Here is an 18,414-nt window from a genome sequence, read left to right as displayed (position 1 = left end):
GCGCACTTTGTAGTCTAAAGCCGCAAATTCATTCATCCGAGGATATCTCCATGTCAAACGCACAGCTTGAGACCGCCATCGAAGCCGCCTGGGAAGCGCGCGACACCATAACGCCTGCAACAACGGGCGAGACCCGGGAAGCCATTGAAGACACTCTTAATGCGCTCGACAGTGGCAAATTGCGCGTCGCGGAAAAACAGGACGATGGTTCCTGGCATGTGAACCAGTGGGCAAAGAAAGCAGTTTTGCTTGGTTTCCGTATCAAGGACATGGAACAGCAGGACGGCGGACCGCAGGGCGCTGGCTGGTGGGATAAGGTCGATAGCAAATTCAAAGGTTGGGGCGACAACCAGTGGAAAGAGGCCGGCTTTCGCGCAGTGCCTAACTGCATCGTTCGCAAGTCCGCGTTCATCGCGCCTGGCGTTGTGTTGATGCCTTCCTTTGTGAACCTTGGTGCCTACGTTGATGAGGGCACAATGGTTGATACGTGGGCGACAGTCGGCTCCTGTGCGCAGATCGGCAAGAACGTGCATCTTTCCGGCGGCGTTGGCATTGGCGGTGTGCTTGAGCCCATGCAGGCGGGCCCGACAATCATCGAAGACAACTGCTTTATCGGCGCGCGTTCCGAAGTGGTCGAAGGCTGTATCGTGCGTGAAGGTTCGGTTCTGGGCATGGGCGTATTCATCGGCCAATCCACAAAGATCGTTGATCGCGAAACTGGCGAAGTCATGTATGGCGAAGTTCCACCCTATTCCGTCGTCGTCGCAGGCTCCATGCCGTCCAAGAACGGCGTCAACCTTTACTGCGCTGTGATCGTGAAACGCGTAGACGAGCGCACGCGTTCCAAAACGGGCATCAACGAGCTACTGCGCGATTGATGACATTACCGCAAAGTTGCGTTTAAGTGATTGGGTCGGCGCTGATAGCGCTGACCCTTTTTCTTTGGCCAAACGAGGTATCCATGCGCGCACTTTTGTTTTCTTTGATGACCTTTCCCGCGCTCCTGAGCGCGGAAGGCTACGACGGGCTTTATCATCCCGAAGGACAACGTGGGTGGCTTTGTGATGTGCCAAGTCTTGGGCAGGACGGCGGAGCCTTGGCTATTCGTGAGGGCAAGCTGTTCGGGGTGGAAAACACTTGCGAGATGAGCAATCCGGTTAGCGTGCGCGACATGGATGCGGTGCTCTATGATCTTGAGTGTTCATCCGAAGGCGAGATCACCAACGAGCGCGTGCTTGTCGCCCGCTCGGATACGGGGGTGATCGTCCTGCGTAACGGATTTGCTGCGCATTGGCGCACGTGTGAGTAACGGGCCTCAGTCGGGCGAATAGATATTGCCGAACCACTTCAGCAGCAGGGCATCATAGGTGCCATCAACCCTGAAATTTGGCAAAACCTGATCGATCTCTTCTTTCAAAGCATGCCCGCTTGGCAGCGCAATGCCGTAGTTTTCGGGTCGATAGGTGCGCTCAAGCAGGCGGGATTTTCCGCCGCCCCGCGTCTGCTGATAGTAGGCAAGAATTGGGCCATCAAAGACGGCGGCGTCGATTTGCTCTTGTTCGAATGCGCTCAGCATTTCGTCGGGATTGGCAAACTGCGCAAAGGCCAGGCCATTTGCCGTTAGAAAGTTCGCGCTGGTAGAGCCTTCAACTGTCCCGACGGTGCGCTTTTCCAGATCGCGCAGGTTTTGGACATTGGAATTCAGTGCATTCACTGTGGTTGCTGCGGTGATCGACGCGACAAAGATCGACACAATGAACAAGCTTGCCACCACAAGGATCACTGCAAAAATGCGCCCGAAAGGCGAACGTGGAACACGCTCTTCAAAGCCGCCGTTGACAACAAGGTTCAATGCCCACCAGAACGATGGAAAAAGCGCCTCGCGGGCGGGTTTGTTAAAGTAGTCTTGATGCTTGCGTTCAAACAGCCACATCAGCAGGCCACCACACATCAACAGTGCCAATCCGCTAAGCACGATTAAACCGATGTCCCAAGTGAGAAGCGCGGAAAACAGGCCAAGACCTGACGCTTCGTTCGGCATCAGAATTTTGATGCCACTTGCGAAAATCGGTTGGCTGAAATCCATCAATCGCTCACGTTCAGTGGTGATGGAAATATTGGCAACCGCCCCGTCGACTTCGGCGTTCTGAACCTTTTCAAACATCTCAGCAAAGCTGTTGAAAACCGCGAATTCGACGTCTTTGCCGATTTCCTGAGCAACAGCGCGCATAAGATCGATACTAAAGCCGCTGACCTCTGCACCTTCGACAAACACAAAAGGCGGACGATGCACAGTTGCTATGGTAAGCGCATCAGTGCTTTGCGCAGCAGCAGGCAAGAGCGCTGACAGGCTCATCACAAGGGTTAAAAGCAAAGTTCTTACGTGTGTCATGCGTCGTGCCCAAAAGGTTATTTGTCGCGCTATATGCCGTAACGCATCGGTTTTAGGAAGGTATCAAAAAACCCCGGCAAGCTGTGCAAGGCAATCGGATTTATTCGGCGGTGAAGCTATTGCCAAACCAACGCGTCAGGATTGCGTCATAGGTTCCGTCTTCGCGAAATTGCAGTAGCGTTAGGTCGATGTCTTCTTTTAACGCACTGCCAGACGGCATAAGAATTCCGTAGTTCTCGGGGCGGTAAACTTTCTCGATCAAGCGAGCCAGACCAGCACCTTCGTTTTGCTGATAGTAGGCGAGGATGGGACCATCGAAGACCACAGTATTGATTTCGTCGCGCTCGAACGCGCGCAGCATTGCTGCGGGATCACCAAATCCTTGAAACTGGATGCCATGCTTGGAGAGAAAGTCGTCACTTGTGGACCCAGCGACTGTTCCGACGATGCGAGATTGCAAATCGGAAATGGTCTGCACATTGGATTGCAGCGTGTTGACAGTAATGCGCGCGGTGATCGTTCCCGCCGCCACAAGCAAAAGTGCAAAGCCTGCGACCATGGCGATAACGCCAACAACATTGCCAGAGACCTGTGCCGCGCCGCGTTTGCCCAAAAGGTGCATGAGCAGCCAGCCGCAGACTATGAGAACGATCGCCCCTATGATGTAGAGCAAAGCCTCACCAGACATATAGGACAAAAACTGATCGGACAGGGCGGCTTCCTTTGGGAGCAGTATTTGAAGGCCGCTGCCAAAGATCGGTTGGCTGAAATCCATTGAACGTTCGCGTTCGGCGGTGATCGAAATATTGGCGATAGCACCATCGACGCGCGCCGCCCGTACCGCAGCCAGCATATCGCCAAAACGGCCATGGGGCTCAAACACAACCTCACGGCCAAGATGATCCGCAACTGCGCGCATCAGATCAATACTAAAGCCGGTGATCTTATCCCCTTCGGTGTCCGCAAATGGCGGGCGATGAACCGTTGCGAAGACCAATGGCTCATTGGTTTGGGATAACGCGGGCAACGAAAGGGAAAGGAGCGTCACAAGTGCAAGAGCGATACGTTTCAGATATGTCATCAATGAAGGGTCCGCTGTTACTTAAAAGGTGGGCGAACCTTGGTCTGTTTCGCAGGCTTTCGTCAACATCGCGGATGCTTGACGCAGCCCAGTGCAGCAGATACGCCGCAGCTTATGACAGAAAAGCCCTCAAAACCCCGCAAAAAACAGCAGGTCTACACTTTGTTGGTCCAAGCTGGTCGATCAAACGGCGATGGTTTCCCCGAAGGATCCAGCGGTGCCGCCTTGATGATCTATGCCTCTGGCGTGGATGAGGCCGAAGCTGTACGTGAAACGGTTGCGATCCTGAAGCAGGCCGAAGTGGCTCCGCTGGATGTAACGGGCTACGGCACGCTTGAAGAGCGTTTGGCCGAAGGACACGATATTTCAGATGACGAGCGCGAGCTTATGCAGCGCGCATTGGACGAGAACTCGGTGATTATTGCACAGATGACGCCGCTCTTTGACGATAAGCCCGCGCATTAAGCTGCGCGCATGGCAGCAAGTGTTATCGCTTCAAAAGGGCAGAGTATCTGACTGACGGTAACGGCGTGCTCTGGCAAAAGGTTGCGCGGCAATGCGGCTAGCGTGGTATATTTGAAAATATCCTTACGCCGCCTCAAGCGTCCGACAAACAGGCTTTCAAGACAAAGCTCCGACGCGATGAAGGCTTCGCTCTCTGGTAGCAAAAGCTGATAGTATGTCATCGTGCCGTTGGTTGGCTGTGAGATGGCTGCTGTGCCATTGATAAGATGCTTGGCGGGGATCAATACAGTATCGCGCCCGAATGTATATTCAACATCCGAACCACCAACAATAAGCCGCTGCGTGCCCGCCATAACAAGATCGGATTGCAGTCCAAAATAGGGTGCCCGTAGGCGGACAGGGGCACAGCTGCCAAGGGCAGGTGTGACTTTCTTGAATACGCCAAGGACCGGCACGATATCACCTGAAGCGCTGACAATCGTATCGCCGGGCTTCATCGTTCCGATCGGTTTATATCCGTGGACTGTTAAAACCGGCGTGTGATAGTCCAGAGTAGACACTGGCCCGATGGCCAATGGCCCTTTGTGAAATCCGATATAGGTAAGCTTGCCCGATACATCGGGATTACGCATTTCGGATAGGACGTTATGGATCAAAGCGCCCGGCATTGGAATGCAGCCTGCCAGCTCGCGCGTGAACAATGCATCATCGCCGGGATGTTCTATCGAGAGCAGGCCATCCCCGCTGTCGCCGTCCCAGTTGAGCGTCAAGCGGAAGGTATCCGTGCGCGCCTGCAAGGTATGACTGACCAATGCGTGAAAAACGCAGCTTCCTGAACTTATCAGTACCGAAAAACCTTCTCCAGGAATGGACTGTATTCGCAAAAGCGAAGGCTGGGGGTGCAGGCTGGCAACCTCAAGCAAGGTAATCGCGCGCGTATCCGAGGGCAAAGGTGCCTCAAGAACAAGCGCGCCAGTCGTAATCTTGCACTCTGGCGTGACAGAGTTGTGAAGCGCTTTGTTCTTAGCGCCGTCGCTCCATGCGAGCCATCCCATTACGCGGCATCTCCGATCAGAATGGCGGCTTCGAACTTTTTCAAAATACGACGTGCAGACTTGCTATAGCCATCGCCCGTTTCTGGATCGAGCTCTGGGAACAAAGCACAAATTTCTGCAATCGCTTCTTCTTCGAACAGGTTTGTAATTTGACCGCCGGGCAGGAAACTTTCGCTTTCCAGCCCGTTGGAGATGACGATCTCATGTTGGTCAAACAGCAGGTGAACATAGCTCACACGGCCGCCTTCGCGTATGCACACGGTCTTGTCATTCACCAACTCTTTTGCCGCGACCAGGACTTCGGATTCACCGAACAGAAGTTCAGCCATTTCGTCTTGTAACAAAATGCGGTGCAGCGGCGAAACGCGCAGCTTGCTATGCGTTCCGAATGTATTTGCAGCAATCTCGACAGGGGCCATTTTGCCGCTTGCTTCGACTTCTCGCTGGCCGATCCAGCGCAATGGCTGGTAACCGTGATCTCGGGTTAAAATAAGATCACCTGCCTCTAGAACTTCGACGGGCATCTTGCCTTCCTTCGTTTCGATCAAGGTCCCGGCGACAAAGCAGGGCACCATGTCAAGCAGAACGAAACCTGTGTCCGTCTCGCCGGTTGAACTTTCGACGGTGTAGGTAAAACTGACGTCTTCCACATCGCCGTCGCCGACAACTGTGAATGTTCCATCGGCATTGAGCTGAACAGTTTGACCTGTGCCCAAGGTGATAATGCTGCCAACACTCACGGCCTGGCCATTGACATGGGTGATCGTCAGCGTGCCGCCGGTATTGTTGGTATCATTGGCCAGAACGTCGATGGTCTTTGAGCCGGTTGGATTGACGTTGGCACTGTCATCATTTGCAAGCAGTGCAGATTGAATCGAACCGCCTGCGATCAGAAGGTTTGAATCATAACTACTGTCGCTGACATCAGCGATACCGATTTTGATCGAATTAGTACCAGCGTTAATCGGAATTTTCAGAGACAGGGTAAGGGTAAACCCGTCCATTTCTGTGTTGTAATCGTCATTCGTGTTGTTGATGAACAGGTTGCTGTTATTAGTGCCATTCAGGTTGCCAGGATCAGCGCCGCCGTCCCCGACCGCAAGATCTACAAAGTTGCCATTAATCCAAATGCCAACGGTATCCTGGTAAAGGGAATTAACATATTCGGGGTATTCTTCCGACGAAAAGACGAACTGCATGGTCATAAAACCAGAGGTCGCCGAGGTGAAATCAACCTCTAGATATGATGCGTCATAGGTATTCGTTCCTGCAACGGCATTGAAGTCGGAATCATTGTCGACGCCGCTGGTGTTTGTTGATGTCCCGCCCGAGCGGTTAGGATCACCGTTGTTCTGCGTAAAGCGGTTTGCGCGGCCGGTTGACAGAATAACGCCAGTATCGCCCGGGGTAGCGAAGGGAGAAAGCGCATCCCCATTGGAATAGATTGCGGAGCTATTGTTGTCGCCTGAATAGCTCGCACCTGTGACTGTGACGCCGGATCCGAAGATCTCGTTCGCCATTGCTAACGCATTTGCACTCGTATTGTACCCAAGCTCTGCGCCTGTCGCCATGCCTCAACACCTTCGTATTGAGACAGTTCAAACTGCCCTTCGTCCGCATTTTCACGGATCTTGTTTGGTGTGGTCACGTTGGACCTGTACTGCTGTTTGCCCTGCCTCGGGTCTATTTATTAACAATCACTTAACATGAGACGTGTTGTGCGAAAACTCTTTTCACGGCAATTAGAGCGTGCACCCTACGTAAACGTCCCATTTTAGTCACATCGAGCGGGGCATTTGCATCGCCGCGCGCGCTTCAGTAGCAAGGTGGTCAAGTTCACTCGCCCTATAGGATAATCCCCATGTCGATCACTGACCCTGTTCAGCTCACCGCAGACCTCATCCGCTGCCCTTCCGTCACGCCAAATGAGGGCGGTGCGCTTGTCTTGTTAGAGAAATTGTTAAGCGAGGCAGGGTTTGAATGCACTCGCGTGGATCGTGGCGGCATTAGCAATCTGTTCGCCCGTTGGGGCAACCAGCGCGCGAACAAGACGTTTGGCTTTAACGGACATACGGATGTGGTTCCAATCGGGGACGAAAACGCTTGGACGCAAGCCCCGTTTGGCGCGGATATTATTGACGGTGTCATGTACGGTCGCGGTGCGACGGATATGAAATCAGGCGTTGCCGCCTATGTCGCGGCTGCGATTGATTTTGTTCAAAACACACCGCCCGACGGTGCGCTGATCCTGACGATTACGGGGGATGAAGAAGCCGACGCGCTCGATGGCACCACTGCGCTTCTGGATTATATGGCCGAAGCGGGCGAGCAGATGAGCGTTTGCCTCGTGGGGGAGCCGACCTGCCCGAACGTTATGGGCGAAATGATGAAGATCGGGCGACGTGGTTCTATGACCGCATGGTTCGAGGTGACAGGTAAACAAGGCCATTCCGCCTATCCGCACCGCGCCAAGAACCCGCTGCCAGCGATGGCGCGATTGATGGATCGCCTTGCCTCGCACGAGCTCGACCGGGGCACAGATCACTTTGATGCCTCCACGCTTGCCATTGTCACAATCGACACTGGCAACCCGGCAACCAACGTAATCCCGGCCTACTGCCGCGCGGCTGTAAATATCCGCTACAATGACCTTCACAGCGGCCAAAGCCTGACAGAGTGGATGCAATCGCAAGCGGACAAAGTGTCAGAGGAGTTCGAAATGCCGATCTCAATGAAGGTCAAAGTCTCGGGGGAAAGCTTCCTTACACCGCCCGGTGCACTTTCCAATCTGGTCGCAAAATCCGTTGAGGCCGAGACAGGCGTCAAGCCAGAGTTCTCTACCTCTGGCGGCACGTCCGATGCGCGTTTCGTTAAAGACCATTGCCCTGTTGTCGAGTTCGGCCTTGTGGGTAAAACGATGCATCAGGTAGATGAAAACGTGCCAATCGAACAGATCACCCAGCTCAAAAACATCTATACGCGCATCCTGACGGATTACTTTGAATGAGCGTTTCGCTGACTGAAGACATCCCTCTCTGTCATTCCTTGCGGCGGATTGTTTTCACGCATGAACAAGGCGTCAGCGAAGAGGAAGAGGTGGATGGCCTTGACGATGACGCCATCCATTTTCTAGCCGAACTTAATGGCTCGCCGGTAGGCACCGCACGTATTTTAATAAAAGGCGACACAGCAAAAATCGGACGTGTCTGCGTTTTGAAAGAGGCACGAGGAACCCAGCAAGGGCAAGCGTTGATCCGTGCATGTATCGACTGGTCGCGCAAGCATGGTTTGAAGCGCGCTGTGCTCGGATCCCAATTGCATGCGCTTGGTTTTTATGAGGCGTTAGGCTTCACAGCCTTTGGCCAGGTCTATGACGATGCGGGTATCGAGCATCGCGATATGGAGCTACATTTGTGAGGCCCAAACTGGTTGTCATGGTAAAAGAACCGCGAGCTGGCCGCGTGAAAACGCGGCTTGGGCGGGACATCGGTTTAACTGCTTCAGCTTGGTGGTTTCGCCATCAGACCCGTTCACTCCTACGCCGTATCGAAGACCCGCGCTGGGATGTGGTGCTGGCAGTGGCTCCGGATGTTGAAGGATTCAACAGCCGTATTTGGCCCGCCCATTTGCCCCGCGTTGCACAAGGGCGCGGCAACCTGGGCGATCGCATGGCACGGGTGTTACGTGGCTTTAACGGTGGTCCCCTGTGCATCATCGGCGGTGACATTCCTGGCGTAAACCGCGCCCGCATCGCCGACGCCTTCCGCGCGCTTGGCAATCACGAGGCTGTTTTTGGTCCAGCATTTGACGGTGGCTATTGGCTGATCGGTATGAAACGTGCGCGCGCTATCGCCCCGACTATTCTGCGGGATGTACGTTGGTCAACAAAGCACGCCCTTGCCGATAGCGAGCGTAGTTTAGGGCAGATGACAATAGCCCGTATCGCGACGTTACACGATGTGGATACAGCAGATGATCTGCTGGTCCGCTAATGCGCTTGCGCGCAGTTCCGAGCGGCTATTGATACAATTTTGACATAGCTTTTTAAGCGGCGGACGAATAATAAAAATTTGTACGTAAACAACCAAACGAGTGAGTTATTTCAATGTCAGGTGGACAAACAACAATTTTCAAATTTTCAGGCAACACGAAAGAATGGTTCGGTATTTGGATCGTCAATCTTTTGCTTTCTATTATTACAATCGGCATTTATTCGGCTTGGGCGAAAGTGCGCACCAAGAAATATTTCTACGGCAACACATCGCTTGATGGCCGCACCTTCGACTACCACGCAACCGGTGGGCAGATTCTGAAAGGGCGCCTTATCGTCATCGCAGCGATTGTTGTGTTCCAGATTATCATCACGCTCATGCCAATTCTGGGTCTTATCCTACTGCTCGGCCTCCTTGTTGCTTATCCGTGGCTGATAACCCGCGCGATGATGTTCAACGCACGCATGTCCAGCTTCTCAAACGTGCGTTTCAACTTTGTAGGAACCGTCGGCCGCGCAGCAATGGTCTTTCTGCTTTACCCGATCCTCTGTGCTTTGACGCTTTATACAACAGCGCCAATTCTGGATCGAACGGTGAAACGGTTCTCGATCGATAATCATCGCCTTGGTACAGCAAAATTCTACATGGACGCGCCGCTGAGCAGCTTTTACAAAGCCGCAGGCTTGGCATTGCTTTGGATCATTGTTGTTTTCGTCGGTGCAGCCGCTGTTGGTGGATTCAACATCTTGGCGTTGGGCGATATGATGATGGATCTGGAGAACGATCCAACTGCCTTCATCAGCTTTATGATTAGCTTTTACGCTGTTTTCTTCCTGGGCTTCATCCCGGCTGCGTTCATCTATCAGGCGCTGACGCGCAATGCGATTTACAACGGGACGACACTGACCGGTGGTCACACGCTCTATTCCAATGTGGCTGTGACGCAGATGTTCTGGATTGCTCTGTCCAACATGGTCGTTGTTGTTTGCACTGTGGGTCTGATGCTGCCTTGGGCGCAAATTCGCATGTCACGCTATCTTGCCGATCACACTGGCGTTGCGCTGGGCGGTTCGCTGGATGATTTTGTTGGCACACAGCAAGAAGCGACAAGCGCGCTTGGCGATGCCTATTCCGACATCGAGGGCATTGACCTTGGCCTGCCGATCTAAGCGATCAGAAAAATGACGAACCCGTTTTCGCTGGATGGTTCTGCTTTCCTTCCAAGTGCGTCGCGAAAAGTCGCGGCGCGCTTGGATGTGGCCGATCACAACGGACAAACATGGGTTCGGATTATTGGAGCGGGCGAGGAAGAACTCGCCCGCGATATTTTGGCGAGCGTTCAGATCGACCCTGCGCTTGGCCGAACCCCGCGCAAACTGACGTTTTCAGATGGCACCGTTTTTGAAACGCCCGATCATGCCGGCTTTCAGCATATCGATGGCGATAGTTACTGGTCGAAACTGCATCGGCTAGAACGCTTTAGTCCCCATCTGGTTGGTTTCACGCTGGCCTGCCTCGCGGCGGCATACCTGCTTTGGCGCTATGGCTTGGACGCTCTCGCCGGGATCGCCGTTGCAATGACACCCATGGTTGTTGTCGAGCAGATTGATCGCGGCACGCTACAAACGCTCGATTACGTTATGGCAGAGCCAAGTCGTCTGCCGCAAAGCGAAAAAGATCGCGCGTTGGTGATTTATGAACGGGTTGTTGCCGCACTTCCTGAAAAGGAACGCAAGGCACGAGACTTCAAATTGCTGTTTCGCGATATGCCCGAAGTCGGTGCCAACGCCTTTGCGCTGCCGGGCGGAACAATGGTGATGACGGATGATCTGATTCAGGATTTTCCAAGTGAAGACGTTCTGGCAGGTATCTTGGGCCATGAAGTTGGCCATGTCGTCGAAGAACACGGATTGCGCCGTTTGTACCGTTCGCTCGGGGCTTATGTTCTGATTGCGCTGCTCGCGGGCGAAACAGGCCCGATGCTTGAAGATGTCTTGCTAGAGGGTAATGCGCTGCTTTCACTTTCTTACGGACGGGATCAGGAAAGCGCGGCAGATGAATTCGGTTTGGCCTTGTCGCATCAGGCGGGCTATGATCCGGCTGGCCTGAAAGAGTTCTTTGAGACGTTGGCAAAAGAAATGGGCGAGCCACCACAATGGATGTCGAGCCATCCGAACCACGACAATCGGGTTCAAGCCATTGATGCATTCATCAAGGGTCTACCCGCGCGGTAGGATTTAGATTTAGTTTACGGGCAGATGGGTGTAGGCCCAGCTTTATGAACAAAACACCTTCCAAATCCGCGATCCTGCAATGGATTACCGACAATCCAGCTCTGACGGCCAAGCGCGAAATCGCCAAAGCCTTCGGAATCAAAGGCGCGGCGCGCATTGATCTAAAACGCATCCTGAAAGAGCTGGAAGCAGAAGGCCATCTGCAAAAGCGCAAGAAGACCTTTCGTGAGCGCGACAGCCTGCCACCTGTTTCGGTGCTTCAGATCATCGGGCCTGACAAGGACGGCGATCTAGAGGCCCGTGCGATGGAGTGGGAGGGCGACGGACCAGAGCCGCAAATCCTTGTGATTCCCAAATCAGGTGACAAAGCGCTGGGCGCGGGGGATCGTATTCTAGCGCGCGTGAGCAAGCTGAAAGGCGCTGGCAATCTATATGAAGCCCGCCTGATCCGTCACATCGGCGCGAACCCGGAACGGATTATCGGTGTGTTTCGTCAAGGTCATGAGGGCGGTCGTATTCTGCCCGTCGATAAGGGCGCATCCAAAGAATGGCTTGTGCCTGCGGGTGCATCAAACGGCGCAAAAGACGGCGAATTGGTCGAAGCAGAACTTACAGGGTCCAAGGCGCGAATGGGCCTGCCGCGTGCGCAAGTGGTCACGCGCCTTGGTGATCCAAGCGCGCCCAAAGCGGTATCGCTGATTGCAATTCACCAACATGGTATTCCAGATCATTTCCCTGACGAAGTGATCGCCGAAGCGGATAAAAAAGAACCCGCAGGCCTGAATGGCCGCACTGACCTGCGTGATGTGCCGTTGGTCACGATCGACCCGGCCGATGCGCGCGATCATGATGACGCCTGCTATGCGCAGGCAGACACAGATCCTGCGAACGCGGGCGGTCATATCCTTTGGGTGGCGATTGCCGATGTGGCGCATTATGTGACGCCGGGTTCGGAGTTGGACCGCGAGGCCCGCAATCGGGGCAACTCCAGCTACTTCCCCGACCGCGTTGTGCCGATGCTGCCTGACCGTCTTTCAGGCGATCTATGTTCACTGCACGAGGGCGTCTCGCGCGCCTGTATTGCTGTGCGCATTGTCATCGACAGCGAAGGCAACAAGCTGCGCCATGAGTTCCTGCGCGGATTGATGAAATCCCCCGCATCGCTGAACTATACCGAAGTGCAGCAAGCAATGGATGGCAATCCGAACGAGAAAACAGCGCCACTCGTCAGCTCTGTCCTGCGCCCGCTATATGCAGCCTATGCCGCGTTAAAGAAGGCCCGCGCTATACGTCAGCCGCTGGAACTGGACCTGCCAGAGCGCAAGATCATTCTGGACGACGATGGCAATGTGACTTCGGTTGCTTTCGCGGAACGCTTCGATGCACATCGTTTGATCGAAGAGTTTATGGTCCTTGCCAATGTCTGCGCCGCTGAAACGTTGATCGAAAAGAAACAACCGCTGCTGTTCCGCGTGCATGAAGAACCTGCGCAAGAGAAGCTGAACGCGCTTCGCGAAACCGCTGAGGCAGCGGGTCTGACCTTGCCCAAGGGCCAGGTGCTGCAAACGCGCCACCTCAATCAACTGTTGAAACAGGCGGCGGATACAGATGAGTCCGAGTTGATTAATATCTCAACTTTGCGCAGCATGACGCAGGCCTATTACGCGCCCGAAAACTTCGGGCACTTCGGTCTTGCGCTACGCAATTATGGACACTTCACATCGCCCATCCGCCGCTATGCTGATCTGATCGTTCACCGCGCGCTTATCACTGCGCACGGTTGGGGCAAGGATGGTCTGACGCAGGCCGATGCCGATGGTTTGAAAGAAACGGGCGAGCATATTTCCCAAACCGAACGTCGCTCCATGGTGGCGGAACGTGACACAACAGATCGCTACCTCGCAGCGTTCTTGAGTGAACATGTCGGTGAAGAGATGGGCGGGCGCATCAGCGGGGTCGTCAAGTTCGGTGTCTTTGTAAAGCTGGACGCGACAGGTGCGGACGGGCTTATTCCTGTACGCTCGCTCGGGCGTGAGTACTTTAACTTTGACGCGGATAGCTCGACCCTGATGGGATCGGAAAGCGGCGTGATGATCGGGCTCGGCATGCGCGTCACGGTCAAGCTCGCCTCTGCCACGCCGCAAACGGGCGGCGTGGAGCTGGAGTTGCTAACGCTTGACGGCAATGAATTGCCAAGGGGCGGTGGTTCTCAACGCGGCCGCGGCAAACCCGCCAAGCGCAAGATGGTGAGCGCCAAGCGCAAGGCGGATAAGGTGAAACGTAAAGTCAAACGCACGCGCTAGAGTTTGGGATAAGCCTGATCGCGCATGCGCGCGACGTAGGCGGGCAGCTCGCCCCAACCTTTTAGCAACTCGCGGGCGGCTGTTTTGACGGGCAGACGCAGGATCATGTCCAGAACAGGTGCAATTGCAGCGTCGGCCGCGCACGGCGCAACACCGAACAGGAATTTCTGTTCCCCAAGCTGCATTGTAAGGGCATTCAAATCGCGCTTCATCTGCTCGATGCGCTCTGCCTCGCTAAATTGCGCAGTGCCTTGCATCGTTAACTTGGTGCGCACGTTCTTGCGAAACTTGCGCGTAAGTGGGCCACGGATAAAACCTGGTAGGAAGTGGAAAAACGCTTCTCGGGTGATCTCCCAATTTTCGTCCACGAGCCAGCGATCATGGACTAGAATATTGTAGATGCCAGTCTCTGCCATTTGGACAAGCGCATGCGCGCGGGCCTTGTCCTGATCGCTGAGGCCTTTGTGAAAATCAATGCCTTTGCTTTCCAGATGGGCCTGAATTTGCGCGCTATCGGGGACAAGCATTTCACCGTCGCGCAGCACAGGGAGGCGACCCAGCGGCATTGGCCTTGGATCGTTCAGATATTCGGGCTTCCATTGCAGGCCAGACATTTGCAACAGGCACATCGCTTTGACGCAATAGGGGCTGTGGCTTGGGGCACCGAAACTGCCGGGAAAAGTGAGGAGTGTGAGCATGATTTGATTTCCTATGTTGCTGATGCCCGTGCTAACAGAGGCTGCTGCCAGTTTTTGTCAGTAGCTTTGTCTAGAATGTAGAAATGTCACGCACCGCCCGTCTGTTCCAGTTGATGCAAGCCATGCGCCAAGCCGCGCCGCCCGTGCGCGCCGAAAATCTTGCGCAAGAGATGGGCGTGTCCCTGCGCACGATCTATCGCGACATTGACAGTCTGCGTTCCCTCGGGGCGCTTATCGATGGTGAGGCGGGCTATGGTTACACCTTGATCGAGGATGCGACGCTGCCGCCGCTGGGCTTTGACGATGAAGAAATAGAAGCCTTGGTTCTGGGGCTGCGCGAGGTCGGGCAAACAGGTGACCCATCCCTTGCAGAGGCGGCCATGCGTGCGCTGGGCAAGTTGAAAGGACGCCTGCCACCACGCCAATCGCATCGCCTTGAACATGCGGTTTTGTCGGCACGCCGATTTCGCGAGCGGCCAGAACCGGGCGTTGATCCGCGCGTGTTACGTCAAGCTGCCTGGGACGAGGTCGCGATCAGTTTTTCCTATGTGGACAAAGAAGGCATCGCGACCACGCGCAGCGTTGATCCTTTGGGCATTACCTCGCTGGATAGCGTGCAATGCTTGTTAGCGTTTTGCCACTTGCGTCAAGACTACCGCTCATTCCGATTGGACCGCATGCGCGCACTTGAAGTCAGCGAAGACAGCTTCCGACCTAAACGCGTTCCTATGCTGCGCGAATTCATTGAACGCATCCGCAATGATCCATTTGCGTCGGCGAATACCCGCAACCCGTTTTCTTGATTTCTTCCGTAATGGAAACAATCAGGTTAGGCTGTGGTGCAATCCTTGAAAGGTTCACTATGCGTACGTTGACCCTAGCACTCTCGTTGGTTTTGTTTGCATCCCTGCAAGCACGTGCAGAGCTTGTCGAGCGATCTGTGCGCCCGGAAATGCGTCCTGCTGAAACAGCTGTCCAAGGTTCGCTTAAGACCGTCGCGCTTAATGCAAAGATACGACCCATTGCCCGCCCTGTTGTTGTGCAGAAAGAGCGCGCTGTGACGCCAGAAGCGATACTGGCCGCCACCTCAAACGCAGGTTTCAAACGCTGGATCTCGGGATTTCGCAAGCGTGCCTTGAGCGCGGGGATTAGTCCCGCCGCCTTTGATCGTGCATTTCGATCCGTTCAATACGACGCCAAAGTGATCGAGCGGGATCGCAATCAATCGGAATTCACCAAGACGATTTGGGAGTATCTGGACAGTGCAGCATCAGAAAAACGCATTGCCAACGGCAAGGCCGCGCTGGCAGCGCATGCCGACAAGCTGAACGCGATTGAAGCAAAGTATGGGGTTGATAAGGAAGTCGTCGTTGCGGTTTGGGGGCTGGAAAGCGCCTATGGCGAGTTTCGTGGCGACACGCCAATTGTTTCCGCATTGGCAACATTGTCTTACGATGGACGTCGTGGCCGGTTCTTTGAAAGCCAGTTGATCGCAGCGCTGAAAATCCTTCAAGCAGGTGATACGACGCCCGAAAACATGACAGGCAGTTGGGCAGGTGCGATGGGACACACGCAATTTATCCCGACATCCTATTTGGCCTACGCAGTTGATTTCACTGGCGATGGCCGCCGCGACATCTGGGCGGATGATCCATCTGATGCACTGGCCTCAACCGCGGCTTATCTGGGTCGATTTGGCTGGCAAAAAGATGTGCCATGGGGTGTGGAAGTGGTTTTGCCGGATGGTTTTGACTACGGTTTGGCAAGTCGAAAGATCACAAAATCACCGGCAGACTGGGCTGCGCGCGGCGTACTTTCTGCCGATGGAAAACCTGTGCCGAACCATGGGGCGGGCTCCATCCTTTTGCCAGCGGGCGCGCGCGGGGCGGCGTTTATGGTGTTCAAGAATTTTGCGGTGATCGAACGCTACAATGCAGCGGACGCCTATGTGATCGGAGTTGGTCATTTGAGCGACCGAATTGGCGGCGCTGGCCCCATCAAGGCAAGCTGGCCACGTGAGGATCGTGCGTTGACGTTCAAAGAACGCCAGCAAATGCAGCGGCTGTTGACTGCTGCGGGTTTCAATACACGCGGTGTCGATGGCAAAATTGGTCCGAACTCTGTGAAAGCGATCAAAGGCTTTCAGCGCTCGGCTGGTATGATCCCTGACGGTTACCCTTCGCTAAATCTGCTCAATCGTTTGAAAAATTGATGGGTCAGGAGCTTCCTGCGCGCGCTTTCTAGCAGAGAGAAAGCCTAGCGATGCATCGATTTCGGGCAATGTCCTTTGATGTAGCATTGCTCGACCGAATTCAGGGTTTCTTTGTTGGGTTCAAAGAAGACATGACCGCCGCACGGGTTCGTTGACAGGACATATCCAGCCTTCGTTTGCTTCAAGAAAGCCAGCGCATTCTTCCCGCTTTGCGCTCCGGCACACCATGGCCCGTAACAGCTGACTTCAAACATGAGCGCTGTGTTGAACGGCTTTGTGAAACCTGATTTCGTCAGCGCCTTGCCCTTGATACGTGCTTTGATGCGGGTGATCGGTGGTGTTTGTTCCTGCCGGGACATATCGACTTTGGGCAGCTTGCTTTCGTCAAAGCGCAGGGTGCCCGTCACGGCGACATAGCCTTCTTCTGCTTCGATGACTTCGTGCAATGCTTCGGGCACGCCATAAGGCATGCATGAAAGCGCAGATGCAGGCGCTGCGATTACAAGTGCGGCGCAAATTCCTGCAAGACGCGTGCATAGACGTCGCGTTTGAAGGGCACGATATTGGCCACTAACTGATCGGCAGGCGTCCAGCGCCATTCGGAAAATTCGGGAATTTCCGTTTCGATGTTGATGTCGCTGTCCTGCCCGTGAAACCGCATGAGAAACCATTTCTGTTCCTGCCCTTTGTAACGCCCTTTCCACAGCTTTGGCACAAGTGCATGGGGTAGGTCATAGGGAAACCACCCTTCGGTTTCCCCAAGAACGGTTACCAGGCCAGGCGTGACGCCTGTTTCCTCTTCAAGTTCGCGCAGGGCAGCCGCGCTTGCATCTTCACCCTTGTCGATGCCGCCCTGAGGCATCTGCCACGCATTCGCACTGCTATCGAGGCGCTGTGCGGTAAAGACTTCGCTTGCGGCGTTGATCAACATGATTCCAACGCAAGGGCGATAAGGGAGTGCAGCGATTTGGTCGGGGGTCATTTGGGCGTCCTTGCAAGAGCGAATTCAATAGGCATGAGGTCTGTCTTAAACCGATGATCTGAATCGCGCTAGAGCGTGGTCACCATACGGCGCGTTTAAGCAGTAAGGTTCTTCATTTCAGCGATAAGCTCCAAGGCCTCGCATTGTGTATTGCGAATGTTAGGTCGAAAATCCTGGCTTTCGGCGCGTCGTCGAATATCGGCTTCCGTTTCCATACCAGCCGCATATCGGACAGAACCGAGCGAAAACTCTTGGTTGAGCTTCTTTCCGCGCGCCGCGTATCGGATCCAGGCGGGGGACTGTATGCGTGTATTTTCGTAGTTAATCAGAAAATACCACTTCTGATTGGTCGGTTTGATTTGCTGTTCGATGTAGTCATAAACATCGTTAACATCTCGCGAATGCTCAAAGGAAAGATCCGAGAAATCGACATGCATAATCTGTTCGTCGGGCAGGAAATCTATCCGCCATATAAGGTCCTTCGTTGTGAAACTTGGCACCATGACGATCTTTTTTAATCGCTTCGAAGGAAGCGTGAGAAGTCGCGCCAGCGCACTGTCGCGATCATAGAACAAGTTCGGATCAAAGGCTTCGGTGCCGGCATCACGTTCTATCTGGCGGCGCGTAATTTCGGATGCGTCAAAGCGAACGCTACCCATTGAGTGAGCTTTGTTAAGCTCTTTCCCGCGCTTGGAGAACGCAAACCAAGCGCTTTGGTCAATCTTGGTGTCGCAATAATTCACAAGAAAGAACCAAAGGGAATCCCCTGTTTCAGCGATACGTTCTTCGATGTGGTCGTAAAAGAGATTTACATCCATCGAGTTCGTCAGCTCCAGACCTTCAAAGCTGACTTCCATGATCTGGCTGTCATTATGGAAAGTCACGCGTTGCGCGATATCGGAAGTAGAAAGCGCTGGTTGGGGCATACCTGAATTTCCATAAGCTGTGACTTTGTTCCTGATGGAAGTATTCAGTAAGTGTAATGTATACAATCGCACAC

The 18,414-nt window shown here is 54.1% G+C and carries 19 protein-coding genes; 11 read left to right on the top strand and 8 right to left on the bottom strand.

What is annotated here, in order from left to right; translation table 11 throughout:
• Positions 1-50: 50 nt before the first annotated feature.
• Both dapD and WBC85_RS11675 read left to right on the top strand, forming a co-directional pair.
• A complete protein-coding gene (gene dapD / locus WBC85_RS11680) occupies positions 51-878 on the top strand; it encodes a 2,3,4,5-tetrahydropyridine-2,6-dicarboxylate N-succinyltransferase (protein WP_424437107.1) in 828 nt (275 codons plus the stop codon).
• Between the two features lie 83 nt (positions 879-961).
• Positions 962-1,309 (top strand): hypothetical protein, encoded by a 348-nt coding sequence (locus WBC85_RS11675; protein WP_424437104.1) that lies wholly within the window; start codon positions 962-964, stop codon positions 1,307-1,309.
• A 6-nt stretch (positions 1,310-1,315) separates the two neighbouring features.
• On the opposite strand, the gene WBC85_RS11670 is transcribed toward WBC85_RS11675, so the two are convergent.
• Both WBC85_RS11670 and WBC85_RS11665 read right to left on the bottom strand, forming a co-directional pair.
• Entirely contained in the window at positions 1,316-2,392 is a 1,077-nt protein-coding gene (locus WBC85_RS11670; protein ID WP_424437101.1) for a transporter substrate-binding domain-containing protein, read from the bottom strand.
• Positions 2,393-2,492: 100 nt separating this feature from the next.
• Positions 2,493-3,473 carry a transporter substrate-binding domain-containing protein gene (locus WBC85_RS11665; RefSeq protein ID WP_424437098.1) on the bottom strand — a complete coding sequence of 327 codons (981 nt, stop codon included), beginning with the start codon at positions 3,471-3,473 and terminating at the stop codon, positions 2,493-2,495.
• 114 nt (positions 3,474-3,587) lie between these two features.
• Between WBC85_RS11665 and WBC85_RS11660 the strand changes: the two genes are divergently transcribed.
• Positions 3,588-3,938, top strand: coding sequence for a hypothetical protein (locus tag WBC85_RS11660; RefSeq protein ID WP_424437143.1), 351 nt, complete (start codon positions 3,588-3,590; stop codon positions 3,936-3,938).
• Here WBC85_RS11660 and WBC85_RS11655 read toward each other — a convergent pair.
• Both WBC85_RS11655 and WBC85_RS11650 read right to left on the bottom strand, forming a co-directional pair.
• Complete coding sequence (locus WBC85_RS11655) at positions 3,935-4,993, bottom strand: Hint domain-containing protein (RefSeq protein WP_424437095.1); 1,059 nt, start codon at positions 4,991-4,993, stop codon at positions 3,935-3,937. The genes WBC85_RS11660 and WBC85_RS11655 overlap by 4 nt on opposite strands.
• The gene (locus WBC85_RS11650) at positions 4,993-6,564 is read right to left on the bottom strand and encodes a Hint domain-containing protein (protein ID WP_424437092.1); all 1,572 of its coding nucleotides are present in this window, start codon (positions 6,562-6,564) and stop codon (positions 4,993-4,995) included. The genes WBC85_RS11655 and WBC85_RS11650 overlap by 1 nt, the downstream gene beginning before the upstream one ends.
• Positions 6,565-6,854: 290 nt before the next feature.
• On the opposite strand from WBC85_RS11650, the gene dapE reads away from it, so the two are divergent.
• The 6 genes from dapE to rnr all read left to right on the top strand — a co-directional run bounded on the left by dapE (position 6,855) and on the right by rnr (position 13,522).
• Entirely contained in the window at positions 6,855-8,000 is a 1,146-nt protein-coding gene (dapE, locus tag WBC85_RS11645) for a succinyl-diaminopimelate desuccinylase (protein WP_424437089.1), read from the top strand.
• On the top strand, positions 7,997-8,410 hold the full coding sequence (locus tag WBC85_RS11640; protein WP_424437086.1) for a GNAT family N-acetyltransferase: 414 nt from the start codon (positions 7,997-7,999) through the stop codon (positions 8,408-8,410). The genes dapE and WBC85_RS11640 overlap by 4 nt, the downstream gene beginning before the upstream one ends.
• Positions 8,407-8,985 (top strand): TIGR04282 family arsenosugar biosynthesis glycosyltransferase, encoded by a 579-nt coding sequence (locus WBC85_RS11635; RefSeq protein WP_424437083.1) that lies wholly within the window; start codon positions 8,407-8,409, stop codon positions 8,983-8,985. Before WBC85_RS11640 ends, WBC85_RS11635 begins: the two co-directional genes overlap by 4 nt.
• 113 nt (positions 8,986-9,098) lie before the next feature.
• A complete protein-coding gene (locus tag WBC85_RS11630; RefSeq protein WP_424437080.1) occupies positions 9,099-10,154 on the top strand; it encodes a YjgN family protein in 1,056 nt (351 codons plus the stop codon).
• Between the two features lie 12 nt (positions 10,155-10,166).
• The gene (locus WBC85_RS11625; protein ID WP_424437077.1) at positions 10,167-11,219 is read left to right on the top strand and encodes a M48 family metallopeptidase; all 1,053 of its coding nucleotides are present in this window, start codon (positions 10,167-10,169) and stop codon (positions 11,217-11,219) included.
• Positions 11,220-11,263: 44 nt separating this feature from the next.
• On the top strand, positions 11,264-13,522 hold the full coding sequence (gene rnr, locus WBC85_RS11620) for a ribonuclease R (RefSeq protein ID WP_424437074.1): 2,259 nt from the start codon (positions 11,264-11,266) through the stop codon (positions 13,520-13,522).
• Here the strand turns inward: rnr and WBC85_RS11615 are convergent.
• On the bottom strand, positions 13,519-14,220 hold the full coding sequence (locus WBC85_RS11615) for a Tom37 metaxin N-terminal-like domain-containing protein (protein ID WP_424437071.1): 702 nt from the start codon (positions 14,218-14,220) through the stop codon (positions 13,519-13,521). The two genes, rnr and WBC85_RS11615, sit on opposite strands and share 4 nt — an antisense overlap.
• 83 nt (positions 14,221-14,303) lie before the next feature.
• Between WBC85_RS11615 and WBC85_RS11610 the strand changes: the two genes are divergently transcribed.
• Together WBC85_RS11610 and WBC85_RS11605 are read left to right on the top strand one after the other, a co-directional pair.
• A complete protein-coding gene (locus tag WBC85_RS11610; protein WP_424437068.1) occupies positions 14,304-15,023 on the top strand; it encodes a helix-turn-helix transcriptional regulator in 720 nt (239 codons plus the stop codon).
• Between the two features lie 59 nt (positions 15,024-15,082).
• A complete protein-coding gene (locus WBC85_RS11605; protein WP_424437065.1) occupies positions 15,083-16,432 on the top strand; it encodes a lytic murein transglycosylase in 1,350 nt (449 codons plus the stop codon).
• Between the two features lie 44 nt (positions 16,433-16,476).
• Here WBC85_RS11605 and WBC85_RS11600 read toward each other — a convergent pair whose 3' ends face one another.
• From WBC85_RS11600 to WBC85_RS11590, 3 genes are all read right to left on the bottom strand, one after another.
• Positions 16,477-16,902: a hypothetical protein gene (locus tag WBC85_RS11600; protein WP_424437062.1), complete on the bottom strand. Its 426-nt coding sequence runs from the start codon at positions 16,900-16,902 to the stop codon at positions 16,477-16,479.
• A 29-nt stretch (positions 16,903-16,931) separates the two neighbouring features.
• Entirely contained in the window at positions 16,932-17,414 is a 483-nt protein-coding gene (locus WBC85_RS11595; RefSeq protein ID WP_424437059.1) for an RNA pyrophosphohydrolase, read from the bottom strand.
• Between the two features lie 95 nt (positions 17,415-17,509).
• Positions 17,510-18,340, bottom strand: a complete 831-nt coding sequence (locus WBC85_RS11590) for a hypothetical protein (RefSeq protein ID WP_424437056.1) — start codon at positions 18,338-18,340, stop codon at positions 17,510-17,512.
• Positions 18,341-18,414 lie beyond the last annotated feature (74 nt).

This window comes from Planktotalea sp. (genome assembly GCF_049680325.1).
In the GTDB taxonomy this organism is placed as follows: Bacteria; Pseudomonadota; Alphaproteobacteria; order Rhodobacterales; family Rhodobacteraceae; genus Planktotalea.
This window is presented reverse-complemented; position numbering and strand designations above follow the sequence as displayed.

Bases quoted from the DNA above. Each gene is read 5' to 3' on its own strand.
- dapD (WP_424437107.1), top strand. From the start codon at position 51: ATGTCAAACGCACAGCTTGAGACCGCCATCGAAGCCGCCTGGGAAGCG.
- WBC85_RS11675 (WP_424437104.1), top strand. From the start codon at position 962: ATGCGCGCACTTTTGTTTTCTTTGATGACCTTTCCCGCGCTCCTGAGC.
- WBC85_RS11670 (WP_424437101.1), bottom strand. From the start codon at position 2,392: ATGACACACGTAAGAACTTTGCTTTTAACCCTTGTGATGAGCCTGTCA.
- WBC85_RS11665 (WP_424437098.1), bottom strand. From the start codon at position 3,473: ATGACATATCTGAAACGTATCGCTCTTGCACTTGTGACGCTCCTTTCC.
- WBC85_RS11660 (WP_424437143.1), top strand. From the start codon at position 3,588: ATGACAGAAAAGCCCTCAAAACCCCGCAAAAAACAGCAGGTCTACACT.
- WBC85_RS11655 (WP_424437095.1), bottom strand. From the start codon at position 4,993: ATGGGATGGCTCGCATGGAGCGACGGCGCTAAGAACAAAGCGCTTCAC.
- WBC85_RS11650 (WP_424437092.1), bottom strand. From the start codon at position 6,564: ATGGCGACAGGCGCAGAGCTTGGGTACAATACGAGTGCAAATGCGTTA.
- dapE (WP_424437089.1), top strand. From the start codon at position 6,855: ATGTCGATCACTGACCCTGTTCAGCTCACCGCAGACCTCATCCGCTGC.
- WBC85_RS11640 (WP_424437086.1), top strand. From the start codon at position 7,997: ATGAGCGTTTCGCTGACTGAAGACATCCCTCTCTGTCATTCCTTGCGG.
- WBC85_RS11630 (WP_424437080.1), top strand. From the start codon at position 9,099: ATGTCAGGTGGACAAACAACAATTTTCAAATTTTCAGGCAACACGAAA.
- WBC85_RS11625 (WP_424437077.1), top strand. From the start codon at position 10,167: ATGACGAACCCGTTTTCGCTGGATGGTTCTGCTTTCCTTCCAAGTGCG.
- rnr (WP_424437074.1), top strand. From the start codon at position 11,264: ATGAACAAAACACCTTCCAAATCCGCGATCCTGCAATGGATTACCGAC.
- WBC85_RS11615 (WP_424437071.1), bottom strand. From the start codon at position 14,220: ATGCTCACACTCCTCACTTTTCCCGGCAGTTTCGGTGCCCCAAGCCAC.
- WBC85_RS11610 (WP_424437068.1), top strand. From the start codon at position 14,304: ATGTCACGCACCGCCCGTCTGTTCCAGTTGATGCAAGCCATGCGCCAA.
- WBC85_RS11605 (WP_424437065.1), top strand. From the start codon at position 15,083: ATGCGTACGTTGACCCTAGCACTCTCGTTGGTTTTGTTTGCATCCCTG.
- WBC85_RS11600 (WP_424437062.1), bottom strand. From the start codon at position 16,902: ATGCCTTATGGCGTGCCCGAAGCATTGCACGAAGTCATCGAAGCAGAA.
- WBC85_RS11595 (WP_424437059.1), bottom strand. From the start codon at position 17,414: ATGACCCCCGACCAAATCGCTGCACTCCCTTATCGCCCTTGCGTTGGA.
- WBC85_RS11590 (WP_424437056.1), bottom strand. From the start codon at position 18,340: ATGCCCCAACCAGCGCTTTCTACTTCCGATATCGCGCAACGCGTGACT.